The 23,436-nt window shown below is 44.7% G+C and carries 23 protein-coding genes and 1 tRNA gene; 15 read left to right on the top strand and 9 right to left on the bottom strand.

Features of this window, described 5'->3' with window-relative positions; genetic code table 11:
• Positions 1-25 precede the first annotated feature (25 nt).
• Together AACU59_RS08945 and AACU59_RS08940 are read left to right on the top strand one after the other, a co-directional pair.
• Positions 26-1,054, top strand: a complete 1,029-nt coding sequence (locus AACU59_RS08945; RefSeq protein WP_161437608.1) for a nucleoid-associated protein — start codon at positions 26-28, stop codon at positions 1,052-1,054.
• Positions 1,055-1,116: 62 nt separating this feature from the next.
• Positions 1,117-2,403, top strand: coding sequence for a hypothetical protein (locus tag AACU59_RS08940; RefSeq protein ID WP_161437607.1), 1,287 nt, complete (start codon positions 1,117-1,119; stop codon positions 2,401-2,403).
• A gap of 213 nt (positions 2,404-2,616) precedes the next feature.
• Here AACU59_RS08940 and AACU59_RS08935 read toward each other — a convergent pair whose 3' ends face one another.
• The 7 genes from AACU59_RS08935 to rpsU form a co-directional block, all read right to left on the bottom strand.
• Positions 2,617-4,023: a HipA domain-containing protein gene (locus AACU59_RS08935; protein WP_069499239.1), complete on the bottom strand. Its 1,407-nt coding sequence runs from the start codon at positions 4,021-4,023 to the stop codon at positions 2,617-2,619.
• Entirely contained in the window at positions 4,016-4,351 is a 336-nt protein-coding gene (locus tag AACU59_RS08930; RefSeq protein ID WP_069499240.1) for a helix-turn-helix domain-containing protein, read from the bottom strand. Before AACU59_RS08930 ends, AACU59_RS08935 begins: the two co-directional genes overlap by 8 nt.
• A 336-nt stretch (positions 4,352-4,687) precedes the next feature.
• Positions 4,688-4,763 (bottom strand) — tRNA-Ile (locus AACU59_RS08925).
• A gap of 143 nt (positions 4,764-4,906) precedes the next feature.
• Positions 4,907-6,763: an RNA polymerase sigma factor RpoD gene (rpoD, locus tag AACU59_RS08920; protein WP_013857727.1), complete on the bottom strand. Its 1,857-nt coding sequence runs from the start codon at positions 6,761-6,763 to the stop codon at positions 4,907-4,909.
• Between the two features lie 98 nt (positions 6,764-6,861).
• Positions 6,862-8,604 (bottom strand): DNA primase, encoded by a 1,743-nt coding sequence (gene dnaG, locus AACU59_RS08915; RefSeq protein ID WP_094145186.1) that lies wholly within the window; start codon positions 8,602-8,604, stop codon positions 6,862-6,864.
• Between the two features lie 95 nt (positions 8,605-8,699).
• The gene (locus AACU59_RS08910; RefSeq protein WP_010318215.1) at positions 8,700-9,143 is read right to left on the bottom strand and encodes a GatB/YqeY domain-containing protein; all 444 of its coding nucleotides are present in this window, start codon (positions 9,141-9,143) and stop codon (positions 8,700-8,702) included.
• Between the two features lie 29 nt (positions 9,144-9,172).
• Positions 9,173-9,388, bottom strand: a complete 216-nt coding sequence (gene rpsU, locus AACU59_RS08905; RefSeq protein WP_004396009.1) for a 30S ribosomal protein S21 — start codon at positions 9,386-9,388, stop codon at positions 9,173-9,175.
• 240 nt (positions 9,389-9,628) lie between these two features.
• On the opposite strand from rpsU, the gene tsaD reads away from it, so the two are divergent.
• Complete coding sequence (tsaD, locus tag AACU59_RS08900) at positions 9,629-10,645, top strand: tRNA (adenosine(37)-N6)-threonylcarbamoyltransferase complex transferase subunit TsaD (protein WP_094145185.1); 1,017 nt, start codon at positions 9,629-9,631, stop codon at positions 10,643-10,645.
• A 135-nt stretch (positions 10,646-10,780) separates the two neighbouring features.
• A complete protein-coding gene (locus AACU59_RS08895) occupies positions 10,781-11,629 on the top strand; it encodes an alpha/beta fold hydrolase (RefSeq protein WP_013857724.1) in 849 nt (282 codons plus the stop codon).
• A gap of 111 nt (positions 11,630-11,740) precedes the next feature.
• Here AACU59_RS08895 and plsY read toward each other — a convergent pair whose 3' ends face one another.
• Positions 11,741-12,343: a glycerol-3-phosphate 1-O-acyltransferase PlsY gene (plsY, locus tag AACU59_RS08890; protein WP_094145184.1), complete on the bottom strand. Its 603-nt coding sequence runs from the start codon at positions 12,341-12,343 to the stop codon at positions 11,741-11,743.
• Positions 12,344-12,530: 187 nt separating this feature from the next.
• Here plsY and folB point away from each other — a divergent pair, with 187 nt between their 5' ends.
• From folB to rpoS, 11 genes are all read left to right on the top strand, one after another.
• Positions 12,531-12,884, top strand: coding sequence for a bifunctional dihydroneopterin aldolase/7,8-dihydroneopterin epimerase (gene folB / locus AACU59_RS08885; RefSeq protein ID WP_017046709.1), 354 nt, complete (start codon positions 12,531-12,533; stop codon positions 12,882-12,884).
• Complete coding sequence (gene folK, locus AACU59_RS08880; RefSeq protein ID WP_064624371.1) at positions 12,881-13,372, top strand: 2-amino-4-hydroxy-6-hydroxymethyldihydropteridine diphosphokinase; 492 nt, start codon at positions 12,881-12,883, stop codon at positions 13,370-13,372. The genes folB and folK overlap by 4 nt, the downstream gene beginning before the upstream one ends.
• A gap of 12 nt (positions 13,373-13,384) precedes the next feature.
• Complete coding sequence (locus tag AACU59_RS08875) at positions 13,385-14,188, top strand: undecaprenyl-diphosphate phosphatase (RefSeq protein WP_017046711.1); 804 nt, start codon at positions 13,385-13,387, stop codon at positions 14,186-14,188.
• Positions 14,189-14,317: 129 nt separating this feature from the next.
• The gene (gene ftsB, locus AACU59_RS08870; protein WP_026027578.1) at positions 14,318-14,599 is read left to right on the top strand and encodes a cell division protein FtsB; all 282 of its coding nucleotides are present in this window, start codon (positions 14,318-14,320) and stop codon (positions 14,597-14,599) included.
• Entirely contained in the window at positions 14,600-15,331 is a 732-nt protein-coding gene (ispD, locus tag AACU59_RS08865; RefSeq protein WP_094145183.1) for a 2-C-methyl-D-erythritol 4-phosphate cytidylyltransferase, read from the top strand. It abuts the gene before it with no gap.
• Complete coding sequence (gene ispF, locus AACU59_RS08860; RefSeq protein WP_013857718.1) at positions 15,324-15,809, top strand: 2-C-methyl-D-erythritol 2,4-cyclodiphosphate synthase; 486 nt, start codon at positions 15,324-15,326, stop codon at positions 15,807-15,809. Before ispD ends, ispF begins: the two co-directional genes overlap by 8 nt.
• Positions 15,810-16,020: 211 nt before the next feature.
• Positions 16,021-17,064: a tRNA pseudouridine(13) synthase TruD gene (gene truD / locus AACU59_RS08855; protein ID WP_443280860.1), complete on the top strand. Its 1,044-nt coding sequence runs from the start codon at positions 16,021-16,023 to the stop codon at positions 17,062-17,064.
• Between the two features lie 12 nt (positions 17,065-17,076).
• The gene (surE, locus tag AACU59_RS08850) at positions 17,077-17,823 is read left to right on the top strand and encodes a 5'/3'-nucleotidase SurE (protein WP_010320454.1); all 747 of its coding nucleotides are present in this window, start codon (positions 17,077-17,079) and stop codon (positions 17,821-17,823) included.
• The gene (locus AACU59_RS08845) at positions 17,823-18,449 is read left to right on the top strand and encodes a protein-L-isoaspartate(D-aspartate) O-methyltransferase (protein ID WP_013857716.1); all 627 of its coding nucleotides are present in this window, start codon (positions 17,823-17,825) and stop codon (positions 18,447-18,449) included. Before surE ends, AACU59_RS08845 begins: the two co-directional genes overlap by 1 nt.
• Positions 18,450-18,454: 5 nt before the next feature.
• Positions 18,455-19,387, top strand: coding sequence for a murein hydrolase activator NlpD (gene nlpD / locus AACU59_RS08840; protein WP_176428543.1), 933 nt, complete (start codon positions 18,455-18,457; stop codon positions 19,385-19,387).
• Positions 19,388-19,459: 72 nt separating this feature from the next.
• Positions 19,460-20,461 (top strand): RNA polymerase sigma factor RpoS, encoded by a 1,002-nt coding sequence (gene rpoS / locus AACU59_RS08835; protein ID WP_017047531.1) that lies wholly within the window; start codon positions 19,460-19,462, stop codon positions 20,459-20,461.
• Positions 20,462-20,607: 146 nt separating this feature from the next.
• Here rpoS and mutS read toward each other — a convergent pair whose 3' ends face one another.
• Complete coding sequence (gene mutS / locus AACU59_RS08830) at positions 20,608-23,196, bottom strand: DNA mismatch repair protein MutS (RefSeq protein WP_094145180.1); 2,589 nt, start codon at positions 23,194-23,196, stop codon at positions 20,608-20,610.
• Positions 23,197-23,436 lie beyond the last annotated feature (240 nt).

Raw genomic sequence — 23,436 nt, 5'->3', positions numbered from 1 at the left:
ACTAACAACGTAAAGGGATCTATTTATGCAATATATGAATACTGCCTGCTACCATATTGATATACAGAAAGGTACTTATTCCGAATTTATAGGACATGCTAGTTCTAAACAAAATTTTCAAGATTTTGCGAAAGAAGCAGTTAAACATACTCAGAACACTAGTAACGCTCAAGAGTTTATTTTTAATAGTGGCTCACTTGTTGAGAAAGAGTTTCTAACCTATCGAGATCATTTACCTCACTGGACTGTAATGTGTGACAAGTTTTCTGCTGAGCTATTGGTAGAACAGCAGGCATCTCAAAGGAGTATTGATCACTTAAACAAGAAGGTTACACCTGGTAGCTTACTGATTATCCACTGTAAACCGAATGCAAATGTCGATTTATTAGTCCTTGTTAAGATGGAACAAGAAGAGTTTGCGAATGTTATTGATTTTGAGCATCAATACGGTTTGCCTACTGAAAAAAAAGCGCTGAATACTGCTTTAATAAGATTTGAAAAAGGATCTTCTACTAGCTTACTTGTATCAAGAACTAACGCATTCTGGGTAAAATTCCTGGATGTATATCCAGTAAGATCTGATAATGTAAATACAGCAAATGCGTTTAACGCTATCGACATTGCACTTAGAAAAGTTAAGCGTGATGGGTTTAAGGCTGATCACTTGGCTCTTCGTAATCATCTGATTACTTATCTAAGAAACAATGAAGGCAAAACGGTTGTGTACGCCGAATTAGTTGAGACAGTATTTGATTCACACAAACCTTTGGATAAGAACTTTCTTGCTAAAGACTTTGCCAATAGCTTAAGGGATTTACCTAATAAGAAGACTGGTAAGCAGGCATTTGACCCACACTTTCAGATAGATATGGAAGATATAAAAGCGAAAAAGCGCACAACATCTATCGGGTTGACGGACAAGATTGAATTAAGTTTGAAAGATGGTATCGAAAACCTAGATGAAACGATTCTGCCTTATGAGGAAAACGGGCGAAAAGGTATCGTTGTTTTCTCTGATGAAGGTTTCGAGTACTTCAAAAAAAGTGAGGATTGAGAGGCATAATGCTAGATAGTGTGAGCAGAATTTGGCAAAAGCCAATAGATACGTGGGAGAGTATGAATGAATCTCTCATGTATTTCTGTGCATCAAGTAAGTTGGATAGCTTAGTTGAGAGCGATGTTGAGTCATTGTCTCAATTTCTTGACTCACACCGAAAACACCAAGATAAGTTTACCCTCAAAATATTCTATGATGTTGGCGAGTCGATAGAGTTTTCGAATCATACATCTATCCCGAAAACCCATGAAAAACTTGAAGACTTACGTCGAGAAATAAGCAGTTTAGAGGGAGATGAACATGTATCTGTGTCTTTATCTATTTCAAAGCAATTACTTGAATCAAAAGATGGTGTACTGGTAGACAATGTTTATTCATTAGATGCACTCTCATCTTACCTGAATAGCCTGACTTTAGCTCAGCTCCATCGTTCTTTTTCTGAGCGTTACTGGAGAAAAGGGGTTAATGGGGTAGCTCTTATTGGGGACTACAGTCGTTCATTGCATACAGACTATTTTTACTTTATTCCAAACGATGAATTTAACATTGAGCTATTTGAGCCTCATTTTAGCCATTATAGAGCAGGTGAAATTCATCGGCTGAGAGGTTCTCTTGGTCATTTTGCAAATGCATCAGAGTGGTTTTTGCTACCTGAAAACTTCAAGATCACAGAAGCATTAGGAGGTGAATTTACTTCAATATGCCTTCTTTTTAATGCCTTACATAATGCTTATTTGATTAGCTTTTTAAGCAACTTTGCGATCATTACTGAGCAAGGTATAGAGTACCGCTTGAAGGGACTAAAAGATATCTCTGGAACCTACGACTTTGATGCATTAAAGCACATAGATGCGAGTGCTTTGTGGGAGTTGTATCAATGGATTTATGAGGGTAATACGGTCGATAAGCTTGGTGTAGCGCGAAATATTATTCCTTTACATGTTGATGACTTGTTGAGTGTTAGTCCACCAGTTTTAACTTCGGCATATTCTAGTTTTATCTTGTCTCAGAAAGACGATGTGAAGAGTTATATCGAGACAACGAAAAAAGTAGCTGAACAGGTTCAAATTACTTCTCAAAAGGCAAGTGAAGTAGCAGAAAAAATAGCAAACTCAATCAAAACAGGCGTTCTTGGTGTTACGACTTTTGCGATATCAACAATACTGTTTCGGATATTTACTAAAGGTAGTGAGCTGAAAACATATACTGAATTATTTACATTCATTGGATCTCCACTTTTTGTTTCAATGATAATGTTTGCCCTAGCTGTATTCTCGGGCTTATTTGGCTTGGCATGGTATGAGTCTAAGCAGGAGCAAGTGCGCTTCAGAGAAATGTATGAGTAATTTAAAAAGACGTATGAATCGGTATTAACTCGAGAGGATATGGATAATCTACTCGAAAATGATGCATATTTTGAGAAGAGTTACCTTTTTATAACAGAAAGAAGAAGTATGTACACCTGGGCGTGGGGAGCAGTACTCTCAGTCTCGATAACTATTTTGGCACTCGCAACTTGTTATGTAGATTAACTCATTGCCAATAAAAAACTTTCTAATTTAAAGAAGCTCACTCATTTCTGGTACACTCTCGGCCTGACTTAGTAAATGTTCACACTCTGTTTGGATGAGTGACACACATAGCTCTATGTGTTCACGTTCCCCATCGTCGATTCCTTGAGCTTCGGTAAGGTCAATCGCTTCCTTCAGAGCATTTTTTATAGCACCAACGGTTTCTACCATTATGGAAGCCATTTTGGTGCCTGAATAACTCAGCAGAGCGCCGAATTCAGCTAAATCATAGCTGGTGATAGGGCGTTTGAAGTTACCTTTCGGCGGATTTTGAAAGTCTTCACTTTCCCAATCTCCAATCGACATTGCAAAATATTGAGGGATGCTGGCGGCACGGCCCTCATCAGCAGACAATTTACCGCTTCGTGAGTTGCGTTTTGCTCCCTCTTGAGCGATTGCTTCTATGTTTACTAAATCATAAAAAGGGGTCAGTTCCAGACCTTTAGGGGTGACGAAGAAACTAATATTTTTACCATGGGCATCGTAGTTTAGCGTTGCTAGATTAAAGAGCATCCATTGGGTGAGCTTTAGGTTAGTGATGACCGTGTCTATGGTTTTGACGCACAGTAGGCATGGGAAAGAAACACCATCACGCATATATACGCCATCACCTTCATCCCCATTCTGACGCTCGTATTTGTAACCTGGAGGTAAGTCAGTCGCCTGACAGCCATCAATCACATGTCTTCGTTGAACGACATCACGAGCTTCAATATAGGCACGATCGAACCGCTCTATGATCAGTGTCCTAGTGTTCCCAATGCGAGTTAACTCAACATTAGCGACGTCCAAACCTGCTAGCTTGGCTAATGTCATGCAAAAGAACTCATTAACAGCAATACACGGTGCTCTACCGCTTTCAAACTTCAGAATGTAGTTCGAACTTAATTTGCCTTCACCAAACCCCCATTCATCACCGCGCTTAAGTAAGTTTAATTTGTTTTGCACACCAGCAACCGAAAGGCGAACCTTACCGTCCCAATATACTAATGGCGCTAGATTTCTCTCTAGTCGTTCTATTAGTTCATCATCAGGTACAGGTCTAAAACTAGTTTCTTGAGGTTCTGATTCTGGAACTCGAAAAGATAATGCGCCAGATGTTTCCGCACCAAGCTTACGAATCAGCCCGAACGTGTTGCTTTTGGAGATAGTAGTGTTTTGTATCATCTCCTCAAAGGCTTCTCCTTCAGGAAGGAGATTTCTGAGGTAGTTCTCAATACTACGTGGCGAAGCCTTATCATCGAAAGGGATGTGTGGCGAAATTGGGAAACCAGTGTGTTTCCATTCATCTTCATAGATGAATGAAAACTCTGTTTCTGTTCCGACAGGAAGAATCAAACGACCAATTTTGGTATTCGTACCGATAAACACGTCTAACTGTTGTAACTTACTCATACCAACCGTCCTCATTGCTTCTCACGCTGTTTTCAGCTTGGTAGGTTATTTGGCTATGTGGACGAACAAATAGGTTTAAATCGATAAGGCGTAACGATAGCCCTAAGATGTCCATGAGGACGAGTACATTGGCAAAGGTGACACTGGTATCGCCTTTTTCTACTTTCATGACTGTTCTACGAGATAAGTTGGCTTTTGAAGCGAGATCATCAATACGCCAGCCTCTATCTGTACGCTTTGAGCGAATGGCGCTCCCCAGCGTTTCCATACTGAACTCGGTATTCAAATCAGGCATAGGTTGTGCCTTTACCATCTTACCTTTTTTCATAAGTGCCTTTTAATGTACTTTTGTCACTATTGGGTTCGTCTTAATATATAAGTTCACTATAACGCACTTTTGTAGTGAATGTATAAGAAATTATCTATAAGTGCAACTTAAGTTACTTATGGTTGGTTTGCGAGTTCAATCCCTCTCTTTGTTCTCTATGAGAGATATTTATCAGCCAGAAGGACACATTTGGCAACAGCGTAGTATTCGGATTAGTATTGGAAGAAGGCAGAGAAGAGTGCGTGATTGGGGCTTACCTGACCCATTACCTGACCCAAAATCGTCAGGTACAAAAAAAAGGTTAGTAAACACTACGCTTACTAACCTTCTGGAATTTGGTGGCCCCTCCCAGACTTGAACTGGGGACCAATCGATTATGAGTCGACTGCTCTAACCACTGAGCTAAGGGGCCAAATTAGGTGTGTGATTATAGGGGATGGAGTTATGAGTGTCTACCCGCAAAATAGGGTAAATGCGCTTAGTTTTTATCCACTTAAACTATGAGATACAAAAAAGGTGAGCACAAGCTCACCTTTTAGATTGGATAGGTTGCGATTACTCGTCTAGGAAGCTGCGCAATGTTTCAGAGCGGCTTGGGTGACGCAGTTTACGCAGTGCTTTCGCTTCAATTTGGCGGATACGCTCACGCGTTACGTCAAACTGCTTACCAACTTCTTCTAGCGTATGGTCTGTATTCATGTCAATACCGAAACGCATACGCAGTACTTTCGCTTCGCGAGGAGTTAGGCCAGCAAGAACGTCACGAGTCGCTGCTCTTAGGCTGGTGGCCGTAGCAGAATCAAGTGGTAGTTCAAGGGTTGTATCCTCGATAAAGTCACCAAGATGCGAATCTTCGTCGTCACCGATAGGTGTCTCCATAGAGATTGGCTCTTTAGCAATTTTCAGTACTTTACGAATTTTATCTTCTGGCATTTGCATGCGTTCTGCCAATTCTTCTGGCAGAGGCTCACGGCCCATCTCTTGCAGCATCTGACGTGAGATTCGATTCAGTTTGTTGATCGTTTCGATCATGTGCACTGGAATACGAATAGTACGTGCTTGGTCTGCAATTGAACGTGTGATAGCTTGGCGAATCCACCAAGTGGCGTAAGTTGAGAACTTATAACCACGGCGGTATTCAAACTTATCTACCGCTTTCATCAGGCCGATATTACCTTCTTGGATAAGATCCAAGAACTGCAGGCCACGGTTGGTGTATTTCTTCGCGATAGAAATAACCAGGCGCAAGTTTGCTTCAACCATCTCTTTTTTCGCTCGACGAGCTTTCGCTTCACCGATAGACATGCGACGGCTGATGTCTTTAATGTTTTGTACATTCAAAGACGTTTCTTCTTCGATCATTTTCAATTTATGAATTGAACGACGAATGTCTTCTTCTTGCTGTCTGATTTTTTCTGCATAAGGTTTTTCTGAAGCGAGTACTTCATCTAACCATGCATCGCTTGATTCATTGCCAGTGAATAAGGCAATGAATGATTTCTTAGGCATTTTACCGTATTCGACCGCAGCTCTCATGATCAGACGTTCTTGAGTACGAACGCGATCCATAGAGGTGCGAAGCTTGTTGACTAGGTAGTCAAATTGCTTTGGCGTGAGTCGGAATTCACGGAAAATATCCAACATCAACTCGGTGGCTTGGGCGGCTTTATTGCTGTCATAGCCATGCTCATTTTTCGCGAGTTGAAGATTTTGATACTTGTTGCGTAGTTCGGTGAATTTTTCTAGCGCAAGCTCAGGGTCGATTCCTGCATCTTCTTCAGAGTCAGTATCTTCGCTGTCGTCATCGTCGTCATCATCAAGATCGTCTTCATCAGCAAGGTCAGCGCTAGCAAGCTCTGAACCGATATGGGTCGCTGTTGGGGCGTTCGTTGCATCTGAGTCAGGATCAACAAAACCTGATATCAGGTCTGTTAAACGAAGTTCTTCAGCAAGAACTTTGTCAAATTGCTCTAAGATGTATGGAATGGTGCCTGGATATTCAGCCACTGCGCGTTGAACTTGGTTAATACCATCTTCAATACGCTTAGCGATATCAATTTCACCTTCGCGAGTCAGCAGTTCTACGGTACCCATTTCGCGCATATACATGCGCACAGGGTCGGTAGTACGACCAATTTCGCTTTCTACACTGGATAATGCAGCGGCTGCAGCTTCGGCAGCATCCTCATCGGTGATTGCGTTGTCATCATTTAGAGCAAGATCATCGGCATCAGGGGCAGTTTCTACCACCTTAATGCCCATGTCATTGATCATCTGAATGATATCTTCTACCTGCTCGGAATCTACGATTTCTGCTGGTAGGTGGTCATTTACTTCGGCGTAGGTCAGATAGCCTTGCTCTTTGCCTTTAATGACAAGTAGTTTTAGCTGTGACTGCGGATTTTGATCCATAGACGGTATCCAACTTCATATCTGGTGAAGGAATTAGTATGCGAAATGCAAACCACATATACTAACAAATTTATTCATTGCTGACTATTTAAACTGGGTTACGCTTTCAAGTCTTTCATTAAGTCTTGAAGCTCCCGTCTCTCTTCGGCTGATAAACCGACGCTTCTTTCTTTTGCCTGCAGGTTTTCAATTTGCTTTTCGATGCATTGAGCCAATATTTTGTCCAATGAATCTAAAAATAGTTCTTCTTGGTTGTCTTCAACAAGTGGAATTTCCCAACTTGCGAGGCGAGACAGAAGGGTCTCGTTTTTATTACCGCGCCAGTGTTCAAGCAATTGGCCTGTAGTAATATTGGGGTACGCTTGACAATTCTCAAGTACCTCAATTAATAAACTTAAACCGGGTATGGGCAAGGATTGAACGCTGGAAATATCAGGCACCATTTCAGCATAGCTTGGATTTTGAATAAGCAAAGCGATCACTTCACGCATCGGTGTGCGTTTGAGCTCTTTGTGTGGCTGTGAGCGGTGTTTGTCTGATTCTGGCAGTGATGGCTTTTTATAAATCCCAGTTTTTTGCCCTAATATTTTGAGCAATTGCGCTTGTAGAGATGTGTCTGGCACTTTATTAATCAGTGGTAGTGCCAGCGCCTCAAGCGCCGCTTTCCCTTCGTTATTACCGACATCAACTTGTGACAGTAGGTTGGTGAATAGGTATTTGGATAGGGGTTCAGCATCTTGCACTAACTGTTCAAAGGCCGCTTTTCCATGGGTTCTGATGTAGCTATCTGGGTCTTCACCGTCAGGTAAAAACAGAAATTTAAGAATATTGCCACTTTTGAGATAACTCAACGCATTTTCCAGTGCGCGCCACGCCGCTTCTCGCCCTGCTCGGTCACCATCATAGCAACAGACCACCGTATTGGTTTGGCGAAAAAGCAGTTGCAGGTGATCGCCAGTAGTTGAGGTTCCTAGCGAAGCAACCGAGTAGTCGATCCCATATTGCGCCAGAGCCACCACATCCATATAACCTTCAACCACTAATATTTGCGGGGGTTCACGATAGGCTTGCATGACATCGTATAGGCCATACAGCTCTTTACCTTTATGGAAAATGGGGGTTTCTGGGGAGTTCAGGTATTTTGGCGTTCCATCACCCGTAACGCGTCCACCAAAGCCGATCACTCGTCCGCGGCGGTCGCGAATGGGAAACATAATACGTCCACGAAAACGATCGTAGCGGTTGCCTTTGTCATTTTCGATCAACATGCCGCCAGTGACGAGCATCTCTTGGCTTTCTTGTTGCTGACCGAAGTTTTTGCGCACTAAATCCCATTCGTCAGCGATATAGCCAATACCAAATTTCTGCACGATTTCGCCAGAAAGACCGCGATCTTTTAGGTACTCGATGGCATGACGATTACCCGGAACTTTGAGTTGGTTGCGGTAAAACTGCGCAATGCTGCCCATTAAGTCATAAAGGGTGCGTTTTTCTTCACTATTGGCTTTAGGGGCTGATGAGAAATGGCCACTAGAGCGTTGCTCTCGGGGAACTTCTAGCCCCACAAAAGAAGCCAATTCTTCGATGGCCTCGACGAATTCAAGGCGTTCATATTCCATCATGAAGTCGATGGCGTTGCCATGCACGCCACAACCAAAGCAGTGATAGAACTGTTTTTCTTGGCTTACACTAAATGAGGGCGTTTTTTCATTATGAAATGGGCAGCAAGCACCGTAGTTCTTACCTTTTTTCTTAAGTTTCACACGTGCGTCTATGATGTCGACAATATCAAGTCGAGCAAGGAGATCATCAATAAAACTGCGAGGGATGTGTCCTGCCATAAAACCTAAAAGAAAAGATTAAAACGAATGATTAGATACAAACAAGCCGTGCGCTCCAGAGGATAGCACGGCTTGATGCAATTTGATGCGGGCATTTAAGCGAGTTTAGTTCGAACTAATCCGCTGACTTTACCCATATCTGCACGCCCTTGAATTTGCGGTTTCAAGACAGCCATCACTTTCCCCATGTCTTGCATGCCAGCAGCAGCGGACTGGGTGATCGCATCATCAATTAATGCGCTCACTTCATCATCGCTCAACGGCTGAGGCATAAATGCCTCAAGGATAGTGATTTCTGCTTGCTCTGCATCTGCGAGATCTTGACGATTGGCAGCTTCATATTGAGCGACAGAGTCGCGACGCTGTTTAACCATTTTTACCATCACAGCAAGAATATCGTCGTCGTTCAGAGTGATCTGCTCGTCGACTTCTCGTTGTTTGATCGCGGATAAGGCTAAACGAATAGTGCCAAGGCGTACTTTATCCTTGGCTTTCATCGCTAATTTTTGCTCTTCTTTGAGGATATCAATTAGAGCCATAACTCTCGTTCCTTAATGGAAAAAGGTTATTAGTACAGGCGAACGCGACGTGCGTTTTCGCGAGCTAGCTTCTTAGCGTGACGCTTTTGAGCTGCTGCTTTAGCGCGTTTGCGAACGGTAGTTGGTTTTTCATAGTGCTCACGACGACGCACTTCAGAAAGGATACCTGCTTTTTCGCAAGAGCGCTTGAAACGACGTAATGCAACATCGAACGGTTCGTTTTCACGTACTTTAACTATTGGCATATGCCTTTCACCTCAGGGGTTATTCGTTAACGCTGATATTTTGAGGCTTAAACCACAAGATTTCTTGTCTGTTTGCTCGGTTATCAGCTTGATCAAAAATGGTGCGGAATTTTAATCCGATCGCAATAGCTTTGTAAAGCACTTTGTCGATTATAGTCTGTACAAAATTTGTTTACGGAGCCAAGGCGGGGTAACATGGCGGCCATTTCCAATTGTTGATGAAAGCGTGCTGAGAAAATTATGCGCATTATTGGTATTGAAACCTCGTGTGACGAGACTGGAATCGCCATTTATGACGAAGAGAAAGGCTTACTTTCTCATCAATTGTATAGCCAAGTAAAACTGCACGCCGATTACGGCGGTGTGGTGCCGGAGCTTGCTTCTAGAGACCATGTTAAAAAGACCATTCCACTGATAAAAGCAGCGATGGCTGAAGCGAATTTGACGCCTGCGGATATTGATGGTGTGGCTTACACCGCCGGTCCTGGTTTAGTGGGTGCGCTGCTTGTTGGTGCGACGATTGGCCGTAGTTTGGCTTATGCGTGGAATGTGCCAGCGGTGCCTGTTCACCATATGGAAGGGCACCTTTTAGCTCCGATGCTTGAAGATAATCCGCCTCCGTTTCCGTTTGTGGCCGTACTGGTTTCCGGTGGTCATTCCATGATGGTAGAGGTGAAAGGGATTGGTGAATATAAGATCCTCGGTGAGTCTATTGATGACGCGGCCGGTGAGGCGTTTGATAAAACCGCGAAGCTGATGGGGCTTGATTATCCCGGGGGGCCATTGTTGGCTCGTTTGGCTGAAAAAGGAACGCCAGGGCGTTTTAAGTTTCCGCGTCCGATGACGGATCGGCCAGGGTTAGACATGAGTTTCTCTGGTTTAAAAACATTTACAGCCAATACGATTGCAGCTAATGAGAATGATGATCAGACCCGAGCGGATATTGCGTACGCCTTTCAAGAGGCGGTGTGTGGCACTTTAGTGATTAAGTGCAAGCGAGCCCTTGAGCAAACAAGCATGAAACGTATTGTTATTGCTGGTGGTGTGAGTGCCAATAAGCAGTTACGTGCTGAGCTTGGCGCACTGGCGAAAAAAATCGGTGGCGAAGTGTATTACCCGCGTACTGAGTTTTGTACCGACAACGGTGCAATGATTGCTTATGCGGGTATGCAGCGTTTAAAAAATGGTGAAACAGTCGATTTAGCGGTGCAGGCAACACCTCGCTGGCCGATTGATCAACTTAAACCCATTATTTAGCGGGTGTCGCAACGGTCTCTTTTTAGAGGCCGTTTTGTTCTTTGGTACTTCCGTTTCTGTGGCGTTCTGTATTGATTTTAATTAGCCATTGCTTACATTCTGCTCTGAGCTGTTATCGCTCATATCAATGCTACAATGCCAACCTACTTTACTAATATTGGATTCACAATGAAGACATTTGTTATTGATGATTGCCAGATGCGTTATTTGGATCAAGGACAAGGTGAAGTGCTTGTTTTCGGTCACAGCTATCTGTGGGATAGCGCAATGTGGGCACCTCAGGTGGAAGCGTTGAGTCAACACTACCGCTGTATCGTGCCTGATTTATGGGCGCATGGTCAGTCAGATTTCGCACCGTCATCCATGAACACACTAAAAGATTATGCTCAGCATATTTTGGCTTTGATGGACCACTTATCGATTGAGCAGTTTTCTATCATTGGTCTTTCTGTAGGTGGAATGTGGGGGGCTGAGTTAGCCGTTCTTGCGCCTGCGCGCGTGAAATCATTAGTGATGATGGATACCTTTGTTGGTCTAGAGCCTGAAGTCAGCCATGCAAAATATTTTGCCATGCTCGATGCGATTGCGGCGATGCAGCAAGTGCCATCACCGATTGTTGATGCAGTTGTACCGATGTTTTTTGCAAAAGATGGCGAGCAGAAATCTCCGGCATTAGTGGCTGGATTCAAGCAACACTTATCGGCGCTTACTGGTCAACAAGCGGTGGAAGTGGCTCGGTTGGGGAAAATGATCTTCGGTCGTCGTGACATGATTGAAGAGGTGGAGCAATTGAGGTTGCCAGTGTTGATTGCAGCTGGCGCTGAAGATATGCCTCGTCCGCCTCTTGAGGCTTACTTAATGAATGATGCCATTCACGGCAGTGAGTTAGAGGTTATTGCTAATGCTGGACATATCAGTAACTTAGAGCAACCTGAATACGTTACCGCCATGTTGACCCGTTTCTTGAAAAAAGCGCTTAGCTAGTCTTCCCTTATTAGCGGGTCATGCTTAATCAAAAAAGGCTTCGTAAGAGGCCTTTTACTTATTCGTCATTGACGTTATTTGCAAGCGGGTTTATCCATCATCCAAGCTAGCTCAAGAACCAAGCGTTTTTTTCTCACCCACTTTCGGCTCTGTGCCAGCAAATAACCGCTTAATATTTTGGTGATGACGAAACACGATAAGGCAGCACAGCATTGCTACCGGTAAGGTATATTGCGGTTTGATCAACCAAGTGTAGAACGGAGCGAGCAGCACGGTAACCAAAGCCGCTAAGGATGAATAGCGAAATAAAAATGCAACGCTGACCCAAGTCAATATGATAAGTGCGGTGAGATCTAAACCGATCGGTGCTATTGCTCCCAGTGCTGTTGCAACACCTTTTCCGCCTTTAAAATGAAAGAAAATAGGATACATATGGCCAAGGCAAGCGGCGATGGCAACTAGGCCCAATAGAATGGGGTCAATCCCCAAATAGTAGCTGCCCCATACTGGAATAGTACCTTTGAGCATGTCACACAGCAGTACCGCGATGGCGGCTTTTTTTCCACCAATGCGTAATACGTTAGTTGCACCGGGGTTATTTGAGCCCATATTGCGAGGATCGGGCAGGCGTAATAAACGGCAGATCAACACCGCACTTGAGATCGAACCCAGTAAATAGGCAGAAATGATCATTATCAGTGCGAGTGGTGTCATAAGTACCTCTGCAGTGGAAATGCCCTAAAGCAAGTTCACAAGCCATTGTTAACCATGATGAAAAGCAAAAAAATGTTTTGGATTTCGCATCTCGACTCAGTTTGGGTATATGATATCGCGATTAGGCAAAATAGTACGATTTTTTACGTAATTAGGGTATCCGACCTCTAGAGGAAGAGACGCAAAAATGGACAAAGTCTTTATTGAGCAGCTGACGGTAATCACGACTATTGGCGTGTATGATTGGGAACAAGAGATTAAGCAGAAGTTGGTGCTCGACATCGAAATGGCGCACGACAATCAACCTGCAGGTAAAAGTGATGATGTGATCGATGCATTAGACTACGCACAAGTGAGTCAAGCGGTGATCGCACATATTGAAAATGGTCGCTTTTTATTGGTAGAGCGTGTTGCAGAAGAAGTAGCAGAGCTTCTGATGCAGCGTTTTTCTGTTCCTTGGGTTAAAATTCGCTTAGCAAAGCCCGGCGCGGTAGCACAGGCATCCAGTGTTGGCGTTATCATTGAACGAGGCCATGCATGACTACGGTCTATGTTGGCGTCGGTTCTAATATTGAAAGACGCAAACATATCGAAGCGGCCATCGAGGAATTGTCGACCATCGGAAATCATCTACAGATCTCGACCATTTACGAATGTGCATCGGTTGGGTTCAATAGTGCGGCCTTTTATAATTTAGTCGTTGCGCTGGAAACAAGGCTTTCGTTGAGTGATTTCGTGGCGCAACTTCGAGCGATTGAAGCTCGATGGGGGCGCGACCCGCAGGCGAAAAAATTTCAAGATCGCACCTTAGATCTCGATATCATCTTGTTTGGTGAAGAAATTTCAGCGCAAGATCCTGAACTGCCACGCAGTGATATCTTTAAATATCCATTTGTCATACAACCACTTTACGATTTGTCACCGGAACGGATCGTTCCCAATGATGGTCGTAGTGTGCGTCAAATATGGCAACAGGCGATCAACTTAGAATCGCTCACCCCTGTCAAACTTTGGTTCGACATTAATTAATAAGAGTCAGTAATGAGTTATTTAGAAGCGTTTTTTTTGGCTTTGATTCAAGGCTTAACCGAATTTTTACCTATCTCCAGCTCCGCCCATTTAATTTTGCCTTCAGCCATTTTAGGCTGGGAAGATCAAGGTCTTGCCTTTGATGTGGCGGTGCATGTCGGCACATTAGCTGCCGTGGTTATCTATTTTAGGAAAGAAGTCGTGACTTTACTGCGCGCTTTTTTTGCCTCGATTTTTAAAGGCGAGCGCAGTAAAGAATCGAAACTGGCATGGATGATCGTACTAGCAACCATTCCTGCCTGTATTTTCGGCTTTTTTATGAAAGATATTGTTGAACTCTACCTACGCAGTGCTTGGGTGATAGCAACCACCACTATTATTTTTGGTCTATTACTGTGGTATGTCGATAAAAACGCTCCATTAGCGGATGATGAATACCAAGCCGATTGGAAAAAATCGCTGATGATTGGTTTGGCACAAGCGGTTGCGGTGATCCCCGGTACCTCTCGCTCAGGAGCGACCATCACTGCGGCGTTGTATCTTGGTTTTACTCGTGAAGCGGCCGCGCGTTTTTCTTTCTTGATGTCGATTCCTATCATTGTTTTGGCGGGTGGCTATTTAGGGTTAAAGCTGGTGACCAGTGGCGAACCTGTGCATTTTGGTTTCTTAATGACGGGTATCCTGACCTCCTTTATCAGTGCTTATATTTGTATCCATTTCTTCTTAAAACTGATTTCTAAAATGGGTATGACTCCGTTTGTCATTTACCGTTTAATTCTGGGTGGCGGCTTATTTGCGTTCCTAATGATGAGTTAAATAAAGGCTTGTGGTATAAATAGCCATCATTTTCGTGCTGTGTTAGAGCGTCACTTTTTTTAAACAGCACGCTTTGTTTATCGTTTACGTTCTCTTTCATAGTGAACGTTTTGAATGGTTATAGATGTGATGCGACTTTTTGCGGTGACATTGGCGTTATTATTCGGTTTATTACAGTACGATTTGTGGCTCGGTAAAAATGGCATTGCTGATTATCGAACCATTGTCGATGAAATTGACGTGCAGCAACAAGTAAACGAAAACCTAACGCTACGAAATTCGGAAATGTTCGTCGAAATTGATGATTTACGGCAAGGATTGGACGCGATTGAAGAGCGAGCGCGTCATGAATTAGGAATGATAAAAGAAGGTGAAACTTTCTATCGATTGGTCGGTGAGGATAGTCAATAAATGCCGCACAGTACGCTTTCTCTTACCGCGATTGTACCGGCTGCTGGTGTCGGCAGCCGAATGCAAGCAGATCGTCCGAAACAGTATTTAACCATATACAACAAAACCGTTCTCGAACACACAATAGCGACGCTGCTCGCGCACCCTAATATTGATCGCGTTGTTGTCGCCGTCAGTGACGATGATCCTTACTATTTTGCTCTGCCATTAGCCACTAACCCCAATGTTATTCGTGTCAGCGGTGGTCAAGAGCGAGCCGACTCGGTGCTCTCGGCGCTGCAATATGTTTTGGCTAATTCCCTAGGTGAATGGGTTCTCGTGCATGATGCAGCGCGGCCTTGTCTTACTTTTGCAGATATTGACCGATTGATTACGACGGCTAAAGAGCATCCAGTAGGTGCGATTTTAGCTGCACCTGTTCGAGACACAATGAAGCGTGCTGATGGCGAAAACAACATTGATCATACCGTTGATCGCGTCGCATTATGGCATGCACTCACCCCCCAGATGTTTAGAGCCAAGCCGCTTTTTGAGGCTTTGTCGGACGCGTTAGATCAGCAAGTCATCATCACCGATGAAGCATCCGCAATGGAGTGGCAAGGGTTACATCCAGCGTTGGTCGCTGGGCGAGCGGATAATCTCAAAATTACGCAACCCGAAGATCTCGCTTTAGCTGAGTTTTACTTAGGTCGTACTTCCTCACTAGCCGCAATAGGAAATAACCATGATTAGAATTGGCCACGGTTTTGATGTTCATAAATTTGGCGGTGAAGGCCCAGTCATCATTGGGGGAATTGCCGTTCCTTATGAGCAAGGCTTAATTGCTCATTCCGATGGTGATGTCGCCTTGCATGCTTTAAGTGATGCGCTGCTTGGCGCGATTGCCGCAGGTGATATTGGCCGCCATTTCCCCGATACCGATGATAAATGGAAAGGGGCAGATAGCCGTGAATTATTGAAAGATGTCTATCGCCGTGTGAAAGCGCAAGGCTACCGTTTAGGCAATGCCGACGTCACCATTATCGCGCAAGCGCCGAAGATGGCGCCGTATATTGAAGCGATGTGCGCTGCCATTGCGCAAGATCTTGAAACGACGCTAGATAATATTAACGTCAAAGCAACCACAACCGAGCGCCTTGGTTTCACTGGGCGCAAAGAAGGTATTGCTTGCGAAGCGGTTGTCTTATTGATCAAATGTACTACAGATTAAATGCACGGTTGATCAAAGCATAATATTGCCTTAATAAAACGACCCAACAAATTGAAGAGGTAATGGTAATTCACTTACCTCTCCTTCTATGTAAAAACACGTTATTGATGGACTACCGCCAACGAATGGCACGCTCAGTAACGCGCAATAGCGGCTCATGCGTCGCTGTTTTTATTATTACCGCCAACTCGCGTCAGCGACGGATGAAAACATGTCAGATATATTATCTTCATTGGCTTACCTTTGTGGTAAACCAGCCGCTAAAGCCAAAATAAAAGCCAAGCCAGAGCACTTTAAAGTGATTGAAGACTTAGGATTCGAACTGGCAGGAAGCGGCGAGCACTTAATGGTTCATATTCGTAAAACCGGTGAAAATACCAGTTTTGTGGTCAATGAATTGGCCAAAGCATGTGGTGTGAAATCAAAAGATGTGAGTTGGGCTGGTCTGAAAGATCGTCATGCGGTCACGCAGCAGTGGCTCAGTGTGCATTTACCAAAAGGTGAGACGCCAGATTTCACCGAGTTTTTGGCTCAATATCCGAGCATCGAAATTCTGGAAACTACGCGTCACAATAAAAAGTTGCGCCCCGGTGATTTAGTTGGCAATCATTTTGAAATCACGCTTTCTGAAGTCACCGACACCGCCGAAGTAGTGACGCGATTAGAGCACATCGCCACGCACGGTGTGCCTAATTATTTTGGTAGCCAACGTTTTGGCAATCACGGCAATAACCTCAGTGAGGCGCGTCGCTGGGGAAAAGAGAACGTGCGTTCACGTAACCAAAATCAGCGCAGTTTGTATCTCTCTGCGGCTCGTTCGTGGATTTTCAACCAAATTGTCTCTGCCCGTATCGAGCAAGATAAGTTACACCAATTTATCGAAGGAGATATCGCACTTGAGGGAGAGAAAACGACCTTAGCCACCTTGGCGAATCTTACCGATCTCAATAACAAGCTGGCATTGAATGAAGTGCAAATAAGTGCTGCTTTGGCGGGCGATAACGCACTACCGACGCAAGGCGAGGCTTTAGATTTAGAACAAGTTCACCTTGATGCTGAACCTGACTTGATGGCACTGATCCGCAGCAATCGTATGCGTCATGAGCGCCGGGCGGTGATGCTTAAGCCTCAGAATCTTTCTTGGACAGTTGAACAAGACAATGTGACGTTACGTTTTGATTTAGATGCAGGAAGTTTTGCTACCTCAGTCATTCGCGAATTGGTTGAAGAGATAGCGGTTGAACGCGAGTTCTAAGGAAAAAACTCGATGAAGATTTTATTAAGCAATGATGATGGTGTATACGCGCAAGGTTTAAATACCCTAGCACGCGCGCTGGCTGATCTCGCCGAGATCGTGATTGTCGCGCCGGATCGTAATCGGTCAGGAGCCTCCAATTCGCTGACATTAGAGCAGCCGCTTCGTGTGGATCTCATTGCACCCAATACCTATTCAGTGCAAGGCACACCAACCGATTGTGTGCATTTTGCACTCAATGAACTGCTCAAAGATGATCTGCCTGATTTGGTGCTGACAGGCATCAATCATGGTGCGAATTTGGGCGATGACGTGCTCTATTCGGGCACGGTTGCGGCGGCGATGGAAGGGCACTTTCTTGGGGTGCAAGCGATCGCGTTTTCATTGGTCGGGACGGCTAATTTTACTACGGCAGCGCAGATAGCACGCCAGTTGGTCGAACAGCATCTCAATGCCCCGATCCCAACCAATCGATTATTGAATGTGAACGTACCAGATCGTCCATTTGAGGAGTTAGCGGGTATTCAAGTGACGCGTTTAGGTGCTCGCCATCACGCAGAAAGTATGATTAAGCAGAAAGATCCTCGTGGGCATGATATTTATTGGTTAGGTCCTCCGGGTAAAGAGCAAGATGCAGGGCAAGGGACTGATTTCTATGCGATTGAGCATGGCTATGTCTCCTTGACGCCGTTGCAAGTTGATCTCACGGCTCATGAGTCACTGCCAAGTATGGATAACTGGTTGAAGGAAAAAGGGTAATGGCCAATCCACATGCCGACAGATTAATTGAATTTCTGATCGCGAATGGTATCCAAGATCAAACCGTTTTGGATGCCATTCATTGTTTGCCAAGAGAAAGCTTTGTTTCTCAGGCGATGATGCATCAAGCCTATGACAACAATGCCTTGCCGATAGGCCAAGGACAAACGATTTCACAACCTTACATTGTGGCAAAAATGACGCAGCTTTTAGAACTTGAGCCGCAGAGTAAGGTCTTAGAAATTGGCACAGGATCGGGTTATCAAACCGCTGTGCTTGCCCAGTTGGTTGAGCACGTGTATTCGATTGAACGGATCAAGTCATTACAGTGGGACGCGAAGCGTCGTTTAAAGCAACTTGATATTTATAACGTCTCCACTAAGCATGGTGATGGCTGGTTGGGCTGGGATGCTAAAGCTCCTTTTGATGCGATCATTGTTACGGCAGCGGCCGAATTTGTCCCAAATGCGCTGCTTGATCAGCTTGCGGAAGGTGGCCGTTTAGTGATCCCTGTCGGCAGTAGTGAGCAACAGTTATTGAAAATAGTTCGCCAAGGCGATGATTTTATTTCTAACACCATTGAGATGGTGCGTTTTGTTCCTTTAGTTGCCGGTGATTTAGCTTAGTGATGATGAGTAACCTAAGAAACAGAGTAATAATGGTGCTAATTAGTAGCGTCCTTATCGGATGTGCTGCTCATACTCCTGCACCCGTTTCTGGGCTCAATAAAGACTATAATGCCATTCCTCGTGGTAGTTATCGCGGCAGTTTTTACGAAGTGCAAAAAGGCGATACGCTCTATTTTATATCTTATGTCACAGATAAAAATGTAAACGACTTGATCCGTTTCAATAATTTAAAAAAACCTTACACCATTCATCCCGGTCAAAAACTCAAATTATGGATCCCCAATTACACGCCTCCTGCTTACGGTGGTAGTGGTGTAACAGAAGTCATTGTGGCTACAACCCCTTCGAGCACAATGGCTGGCTTAGTTTCCCCCCCAATGGTTGTAGACGGAGTGAGTAAAAACTCTAATCAAAATAGTGGATCTAATGCCGCAAGTTCTTCGACCAAAGTCGCAAAAAAAGATCCTCCTAAGGTAGTTGAACAATCGAAACCAAAAGAGTATGTTGATTCAAAAGGTAAGCAAAATGTTAATGCTAATGTAACCTTTGCTAAACCAAAAGATGATAAAGTTTCAAAATGGTTATGGCCGACACAAGGGAGAATAATTAAAAATTTTTCAGCAGGCGATCAAGGAAATAAAGGGATCGACATCGCAGGACAGCGTGGTCAATCCATTTTATCAACTGCTGCAGGAACCGTTGTCTATTCGGGAAATGCATTAAGAGGTTATGGCAATCTTGTGATTGTAAAACATAATGATAACTACCTCAGTGCTTATGCTCATAACGATCGGTTACTGGTAAAAGAAGGACAAAGTGTTAAGGCTGGTCAAAAAATAGCAACCATGGGCAGCTCAGGAACCAGCAGTGTTCGTTTACACTTTGAAATTCGTTATCAAGGTAAGTCGGTGAATCCAAAACGCTACTTACCGTAAACATACTTGAAAGAGTCATGTAGCGACATTAGAAAGTAGTAATGTCTTGCTAGCTCGCCAGGGGGAGGCGCTATGAGTATCAGCAATGCAGTAACGAAAGTCGAAGAGTTTGAAGACCAAGAGATCATGGATTCGATTGAGGTTGATGAAGAACTCACCACCACTAAAAGCCAAAGCGATGACGATGTTCAAATCGAAGATGCCAAAGAAGGGTTTGATGCGTCAACAAAAAGCTTAGATGCAACACAGATGTATCTTAGCGAGATTGGTTTTTCTCCATTATTAACAGCTCAAGAAGAAGTACTTTATGCTCGTCGTTCACTGAGAGGCGATGAAGCTGCTCGTAAACGCATGATCGAAAGTAACTTACGTTTGGTCGTTAAAATTTCTCGCCGTTATGGTAATCGTGGCTTGGCTTTACTCGATCTAATTGAAGAGGGTAATTTAGGCTTGATCCGCGCGGTAGAAAAATTTGATCCAGAACGTGGCTTTAGATTCTCAACCTATGCTACTTGGTGGATCCGTCAAACCATTGAACGTGCATTAATGAACCAAACGCGCACTATCCGTTTGCCTATTCACGTTGTTAAAGAGTTGAATATCTACCTTCGCACCGCTCGCGAGCTATCGCAGAAGTTAGATCATGAACCTACCGCAGAAGAAATTGCGTTCCAACTGGATAAGCCAGTCGAAGATGTCAGTAAAATGCTGCGTCTGAACGAGCGTATCAGTTCTGTCGATACGCCGATTGGCGGCGATGGTGACAAAGCGCTACTCGATATCATCCCAGATGCGAACAACTCTGATCCTGAAATTTCTACGCAAGATGATGATATCCGTGAATCACTACTGAATTGGTTAGATGAACTGAACCCAAAACAAAAAGAGGTACTTGCACGCCGTTTTGGGCTATTAGGTTATGAACCGTCCACCTTAGAAGAAGTCGGGCGCGAAATTAACTTAACCCGTGAACGAGTTCGTCAAATTCAAGTGGAAGGCCTACGTCGTTTGAGAGAGATCTTGGTTAAACAAGGCTTGAACATGGAAGCGCTGTTTAATGTTGAATACGACTAAAGGTTGGTTCAACAAGACCTTGATTGATAACGTTATTGATTTATAAATCATTGATTTATAAACTATTTCATAAAAGCATAAAAGCATAAAAGCACAAAAGGCACCGACTTAAAATCGATGCCTTTTTTATTTTTAATATCAGATTGTTACATTAGCTTCTTCAAGCGATAAAGCGCTTCTAATGCTTGGCGAGGCGTTAGATCGTCAGGGTCAATAGCTGCTAATGCCTGTTCGACTTCGCTTGGGTCTGGGATCAAACTGAGTTGATTAGCAATATCTACGGTTGAGCTTTTGCTACCATTGGGCTGCTGTTGGCTCAATAACTCGAGCTGCGACAGTTTAGCGCGCGCGTTTTTGATCACCGCTTTAGGCACGCCAGCAAGACCTGCCACTGCTAGGCCGTAAGATTTACTTGCCGCCCCTTCTTGAACCGCATGCATAAAGGCAATGCTATCGCCATGTTCCACGGCATCTAAATGCACGTTGGCTAAGTGAGGTAGCTGGTTTGGCAGCTCGGTCAGCTCAAAATAATGAGTGGCAAATAGCGTTAGCGCGCCAATTTGGCTTGCGAGCCATTGTGCACTTGCCCAAGCCAGTGATAACCCATCATAGGTACTGGTGCCGCGGCCAATTTCATCCATCAATACCAAGCTATTTTGTGTCGCATTATGCAAAATGTTGGCAGTTTCGGTCATTTCAACCATGAAAGTAGAGCGACCAGAGGCGAGATCGTCCGATGCTCCAATACGGGTGAAAATGCGGTCAATCGAACCGATGCGTGCTGCTTCCGCTGGTACATAACAACCGATATGCGCTAATAAAGTAATCAATGCAGTTTGGCGCATGTAGGTCGATTTACCGCCCATGTTAGGCCCGGTAATGATCAACATTTTTCGTTGCGGATTGAGCTCAATTGGGTTGGCAATGAAGGGGTCATTCATCACTTGCTCAACGACAGGGTGACGGCCAGCTTGGATATGGATCGCTGGCTCTTTACTCAAGGTCGGGCGACAGTAATCTAAGCTTTCAGCGCGCTCAGCAAGGTTTTGCAACACATCGAGCTGCGATAGCGAAGATGCAAGGTTTTGCATCTGCTCTAAATGAGGCAACAATAAGTCAAATAACTCTTCCCAAAGCTGCTTTTCCACTGCCAGTGCTTTTGATTTCGAGTTGAGCACTTTATCTTCATGCGCTTTTAGCTCAGCAATAATATAACGCTCGGCATTTTTCAGCGTTTGGCGGCGCACATAGTGGGGAGGAACAAGGTGACTCTGGCCACGGCTGACTTGAATGTAGAAACCGTGAATCGCGTTGTAGCCGACTTTGAGCGTATCAATGCCGTGACGTTCGCGCTCTTCAGCTTCTAATTTATTCAAGTATTCGGTTGCACCGTTGGCTAAATCACGCCACTCATCCAGTTTGGCGCTGTAGCCATCAGCAATCACACCGCCATCACGAATCACAACTGGTGGGTTGTCTTTGATCGCTCGCTCAAGCAGTGTGCACAGCTCATCTAATGGTTGTACATGATGAGTTAACTGAACTAAGTGGGGTTGAGACAAGGGTTGCAGTATTTCACTGAGCTGCGGTAATTGCTGCATCGCATGTCGCAGGCGTGCTAAGTCTCTTGGGCGAGCGGAACGCAATGCCAAACGAGCAAGAATACGTTCAATATCGCCAATCTGTTTCAGCACAGGTTGTAATTCACTAAACAGAGCAAGCTGTTTCAACTCGCCGATCGCATCAAGGCGTTGATTCAGCGTATCAATACAGCGCATCGGTTGGTGTAACCAGCGTTTGAGCATGCGGCTGCCCATTGGGGTGGCGCAATGATCGAGCACTTCCGCTAAGGTGTTATCAAAGCCACCGGACAAGTTCTGCGTGATCTCTAAATTACGGCGCGTGGCGGCATCTAAGATCACCGAGTGATCTTGGCGATCAAACGTCAGCGAACGAATATGAGGCAGTGCAGTGCGCTGCGTATCTTTCACGTATTGAATCAAGCAGCCAGCGGCGCATAAGCCCAGTTTAGCCTGTTCTACGCCAAAACCGACCAAATCACGCGTACCAAATTGTTGGTTCAACTGCTGTTTTGCTGTCTCTAACTCAAATTCCCAAATAGGGCGGCGACGGTTTCCTTTGCGGTTGCCCATTAAAGTGACTGGCGTGAAATCTTCAGGGAAGAGCAGTTCGCGCGGTGCGGTGCGTTGCAGTTCGGCGGCCATCGCCTCTTCGGTTTCTGGCTCACTCAGTTGGAAGCGCCCTGAAGTGATGTCTAAGGTTGCGTAGCCAAAGCGACCATCGTGGTGGTAGATGGCAGCAATTAAGTTATCGACTCGCTCAGAGAGCAAGGCTTCATCCGTGACCGTACCGGGCGTGACAATCCGTACCACTTTACGCTCAACGGGGCCTTTGCTGGTGGCAGGATCGCCAATTTGTTCACAAATCGCGACGGATTCGCCCTGCTGTACCAATTTCGCTAAGTAACCTTCCACGGCATGATAGGGAACGCCCGCCATTGGAATAGGCTCACCCGCAGAAGCACCGCGTTTGGTGAGTGATATTTCCAGCAATTGCGATGCGCGTTTAGCGTCATCGTAAAACAGCTCGTAGAAATCGCCCATCCGATAAAAGAGCAGAATATCGGGGTTTTCGGCTTTCAATTGCAGATATTGCCGCATCATCGGGGTGTGCTGTGGTGAAGACTCGGCGGAAGATGCGCTGGATTTGCTCATGTTATTCGTCACTCGATTATCAATGGCTGACTGTGAAAATGACCACTGTACAGGAATGGCAGCGGCCTTAGCTCTGACATGAGTTAGAAAGAATCGTCAGAACATGCATTTAAATAGTTGGAGAGGATAACAAACTTCGCTATTGCTGAGCAATCAAGGGATGCTGATGTGGAAGCAAAGCCAAGGGCTAAAGAGTGATGAGCGCGTTCAGCACTGATTAGCCCGTTGGGTTGGAGATTT

The sequence above is a fragment of the Vibrio sp. V23_P3S9T160 genome, assembly GCF_963886625.1.
In the GTDB taxonomy this organism is placed as follows: domain Bacteria; phylum Pseudomonadota; class Gammaproteobacteria; order Enterobacterales; family Vibrionaceae; genus Vibrio; species Vibrio anguillarum.
This window is presented reverse-complemented; position numbering and strand designations above follow the sequence as displayed.

Coding starts and splice junctions, on each gene's coding strand:
- AACU59_RS08895 (WP_013857724.1), top strand. CDS start 10,781: ATGCCAACCTACTTTACTAATATTGGATTCACAATGAAGACATTTGTT.
- AACU59_RS08940 (WP_161437607.1), top strand. CDS start 1,117: ATGAATGAATCTCTCATGTATTTCTGTGCATCAAGTAAGTTGGATAGC.
- mutS (WP_094145180.1), bottom strand. CDS start 23,196: ATGAGCAAATCCAGCGCATCTTCCGCCGAGTCTTCACCACAGCACACC.
- AACU59_RS08845 (WP_013857716.1), top strand. CDS start 17,823: ATGGCCAATCCACATGCCGACAGATTAATTGAATTTCTGATCGCGAAT.
- folK (WP_064624371.1), top strand. CDS start 12,881: ATGACTACGGTCTATGTTGGCGTCGGTTCTAATATTGAAAGACGCAAA.
- AACU59_RS08935 (WP_069499239.1), bottom strand. CDS start 4,023: ATGAGTAAGTTACAACAGTTAGACGTGTTTATCGGTACGAATACCAAA.
- ftsB (WP_026027578.1), top strand. CDS start 14,318: ATGCGACTTTTTGCGGTGACATTGGCGTTATTATTCGGTTTATTACAG.
- surE (WP_010320454.1), top strand. CDS start 17,077: ATGAAGATTTTATTAAGCAATGATGATGGTGTATACGCGCAAGGTTTA.
- AACU59_RS08910 (WP_010318215.1), bottom strand. CDS start 9,143: ATGGCTCTAATTGATATCCTCAAAGAAGAGCAAAAATTAGCGATGAAA.
- ispF (WP_013857718.1), top strand. CDS start 15,324: ATGATTAGAATTGGCCACGGTTTTGATGTTCATAAATTTGGCGGTGAA.
- rpsU (WP_004396009.1), bottom strand. CDS start 9,388: ATGCCAATAGTTAAAGTACGTGAAAACGAACCGTTCGATGTTGCATTA.
- plsY (WP_094145184.1), bottom strand. CDS start 12,343: ATGACACCACTCGCACTGATAATGATCATTTCTGCCTATTTACTGGGT.
- folB (WP_017046709.1), top strand. CDS start 12,531: ATGGACAAAGTCTTTATTGAGCAGCTGACGGTAATCACGACTATTGGC.
- tsaD (WP_094145185.1), top strand. CDS start 9,629: ATGCGCATTATTGGTATTGAAACCTCGTGTGACGAGACTGGAATCGCC.
- AACU59_RS08930 (WP_069499240.1), bottom strand. CDS start 4,351: ATGAAAAAAGGTAAGATGGTAAAGGCACAACCTATGCCTGATTTGAAT.
- rpoD (WP_013857727.1), bottom strand. CDS start 6,763: ATGGATCAAAATCCGCAGTCACAGCTAAAACTACTTGTCATTAAAGGC.
- truD (WP_443280860.1), top strand. CDS start 16,021: ATGTCAGATATATTATCTTCATTGGCTTACCTTTGTGGTAAACCAGCC.
- AACU59_RS08945 (WP_161437608.1), top strand. CDS start 26: ATGCAATATATGAATACTGCCTGCTACCATATTGATATACAGAAAGGT.
- AACU59_RS08875 (WP_017046711.1), top strand. CDS start 13,385: ATGAGTTATTTAGAAGCGTTTTTTTTGGCTTTGATTCAAGGCTTAACC.
- nlpD (WP_176428543.1), top strand. CDS start 18,455: ATGAGTAACCTAAGAAACAGAGTAATAATGGTGCTAATTAGTAGCGTC.
- ispD (WP_094145183.1), top strand. CDS start 14,600: ATGCCGCACAGTACGCTTTCTCTTACCGCGATTGTACCGGCTGCTGGT.
- dnaG (WP_094145186.1), bottom strand. CDS start 8,604: ATGGCAGGACACATCCCTCGCAGTTTTATTGATGATCTCCTTGCTCGA.
- rpoS (WP_017047531.1), top strand. CDS start 19,460: ATGAGTATCAGCAATGCAGTAACGAAAGTCGAAGAGTTTGAAGACCAA.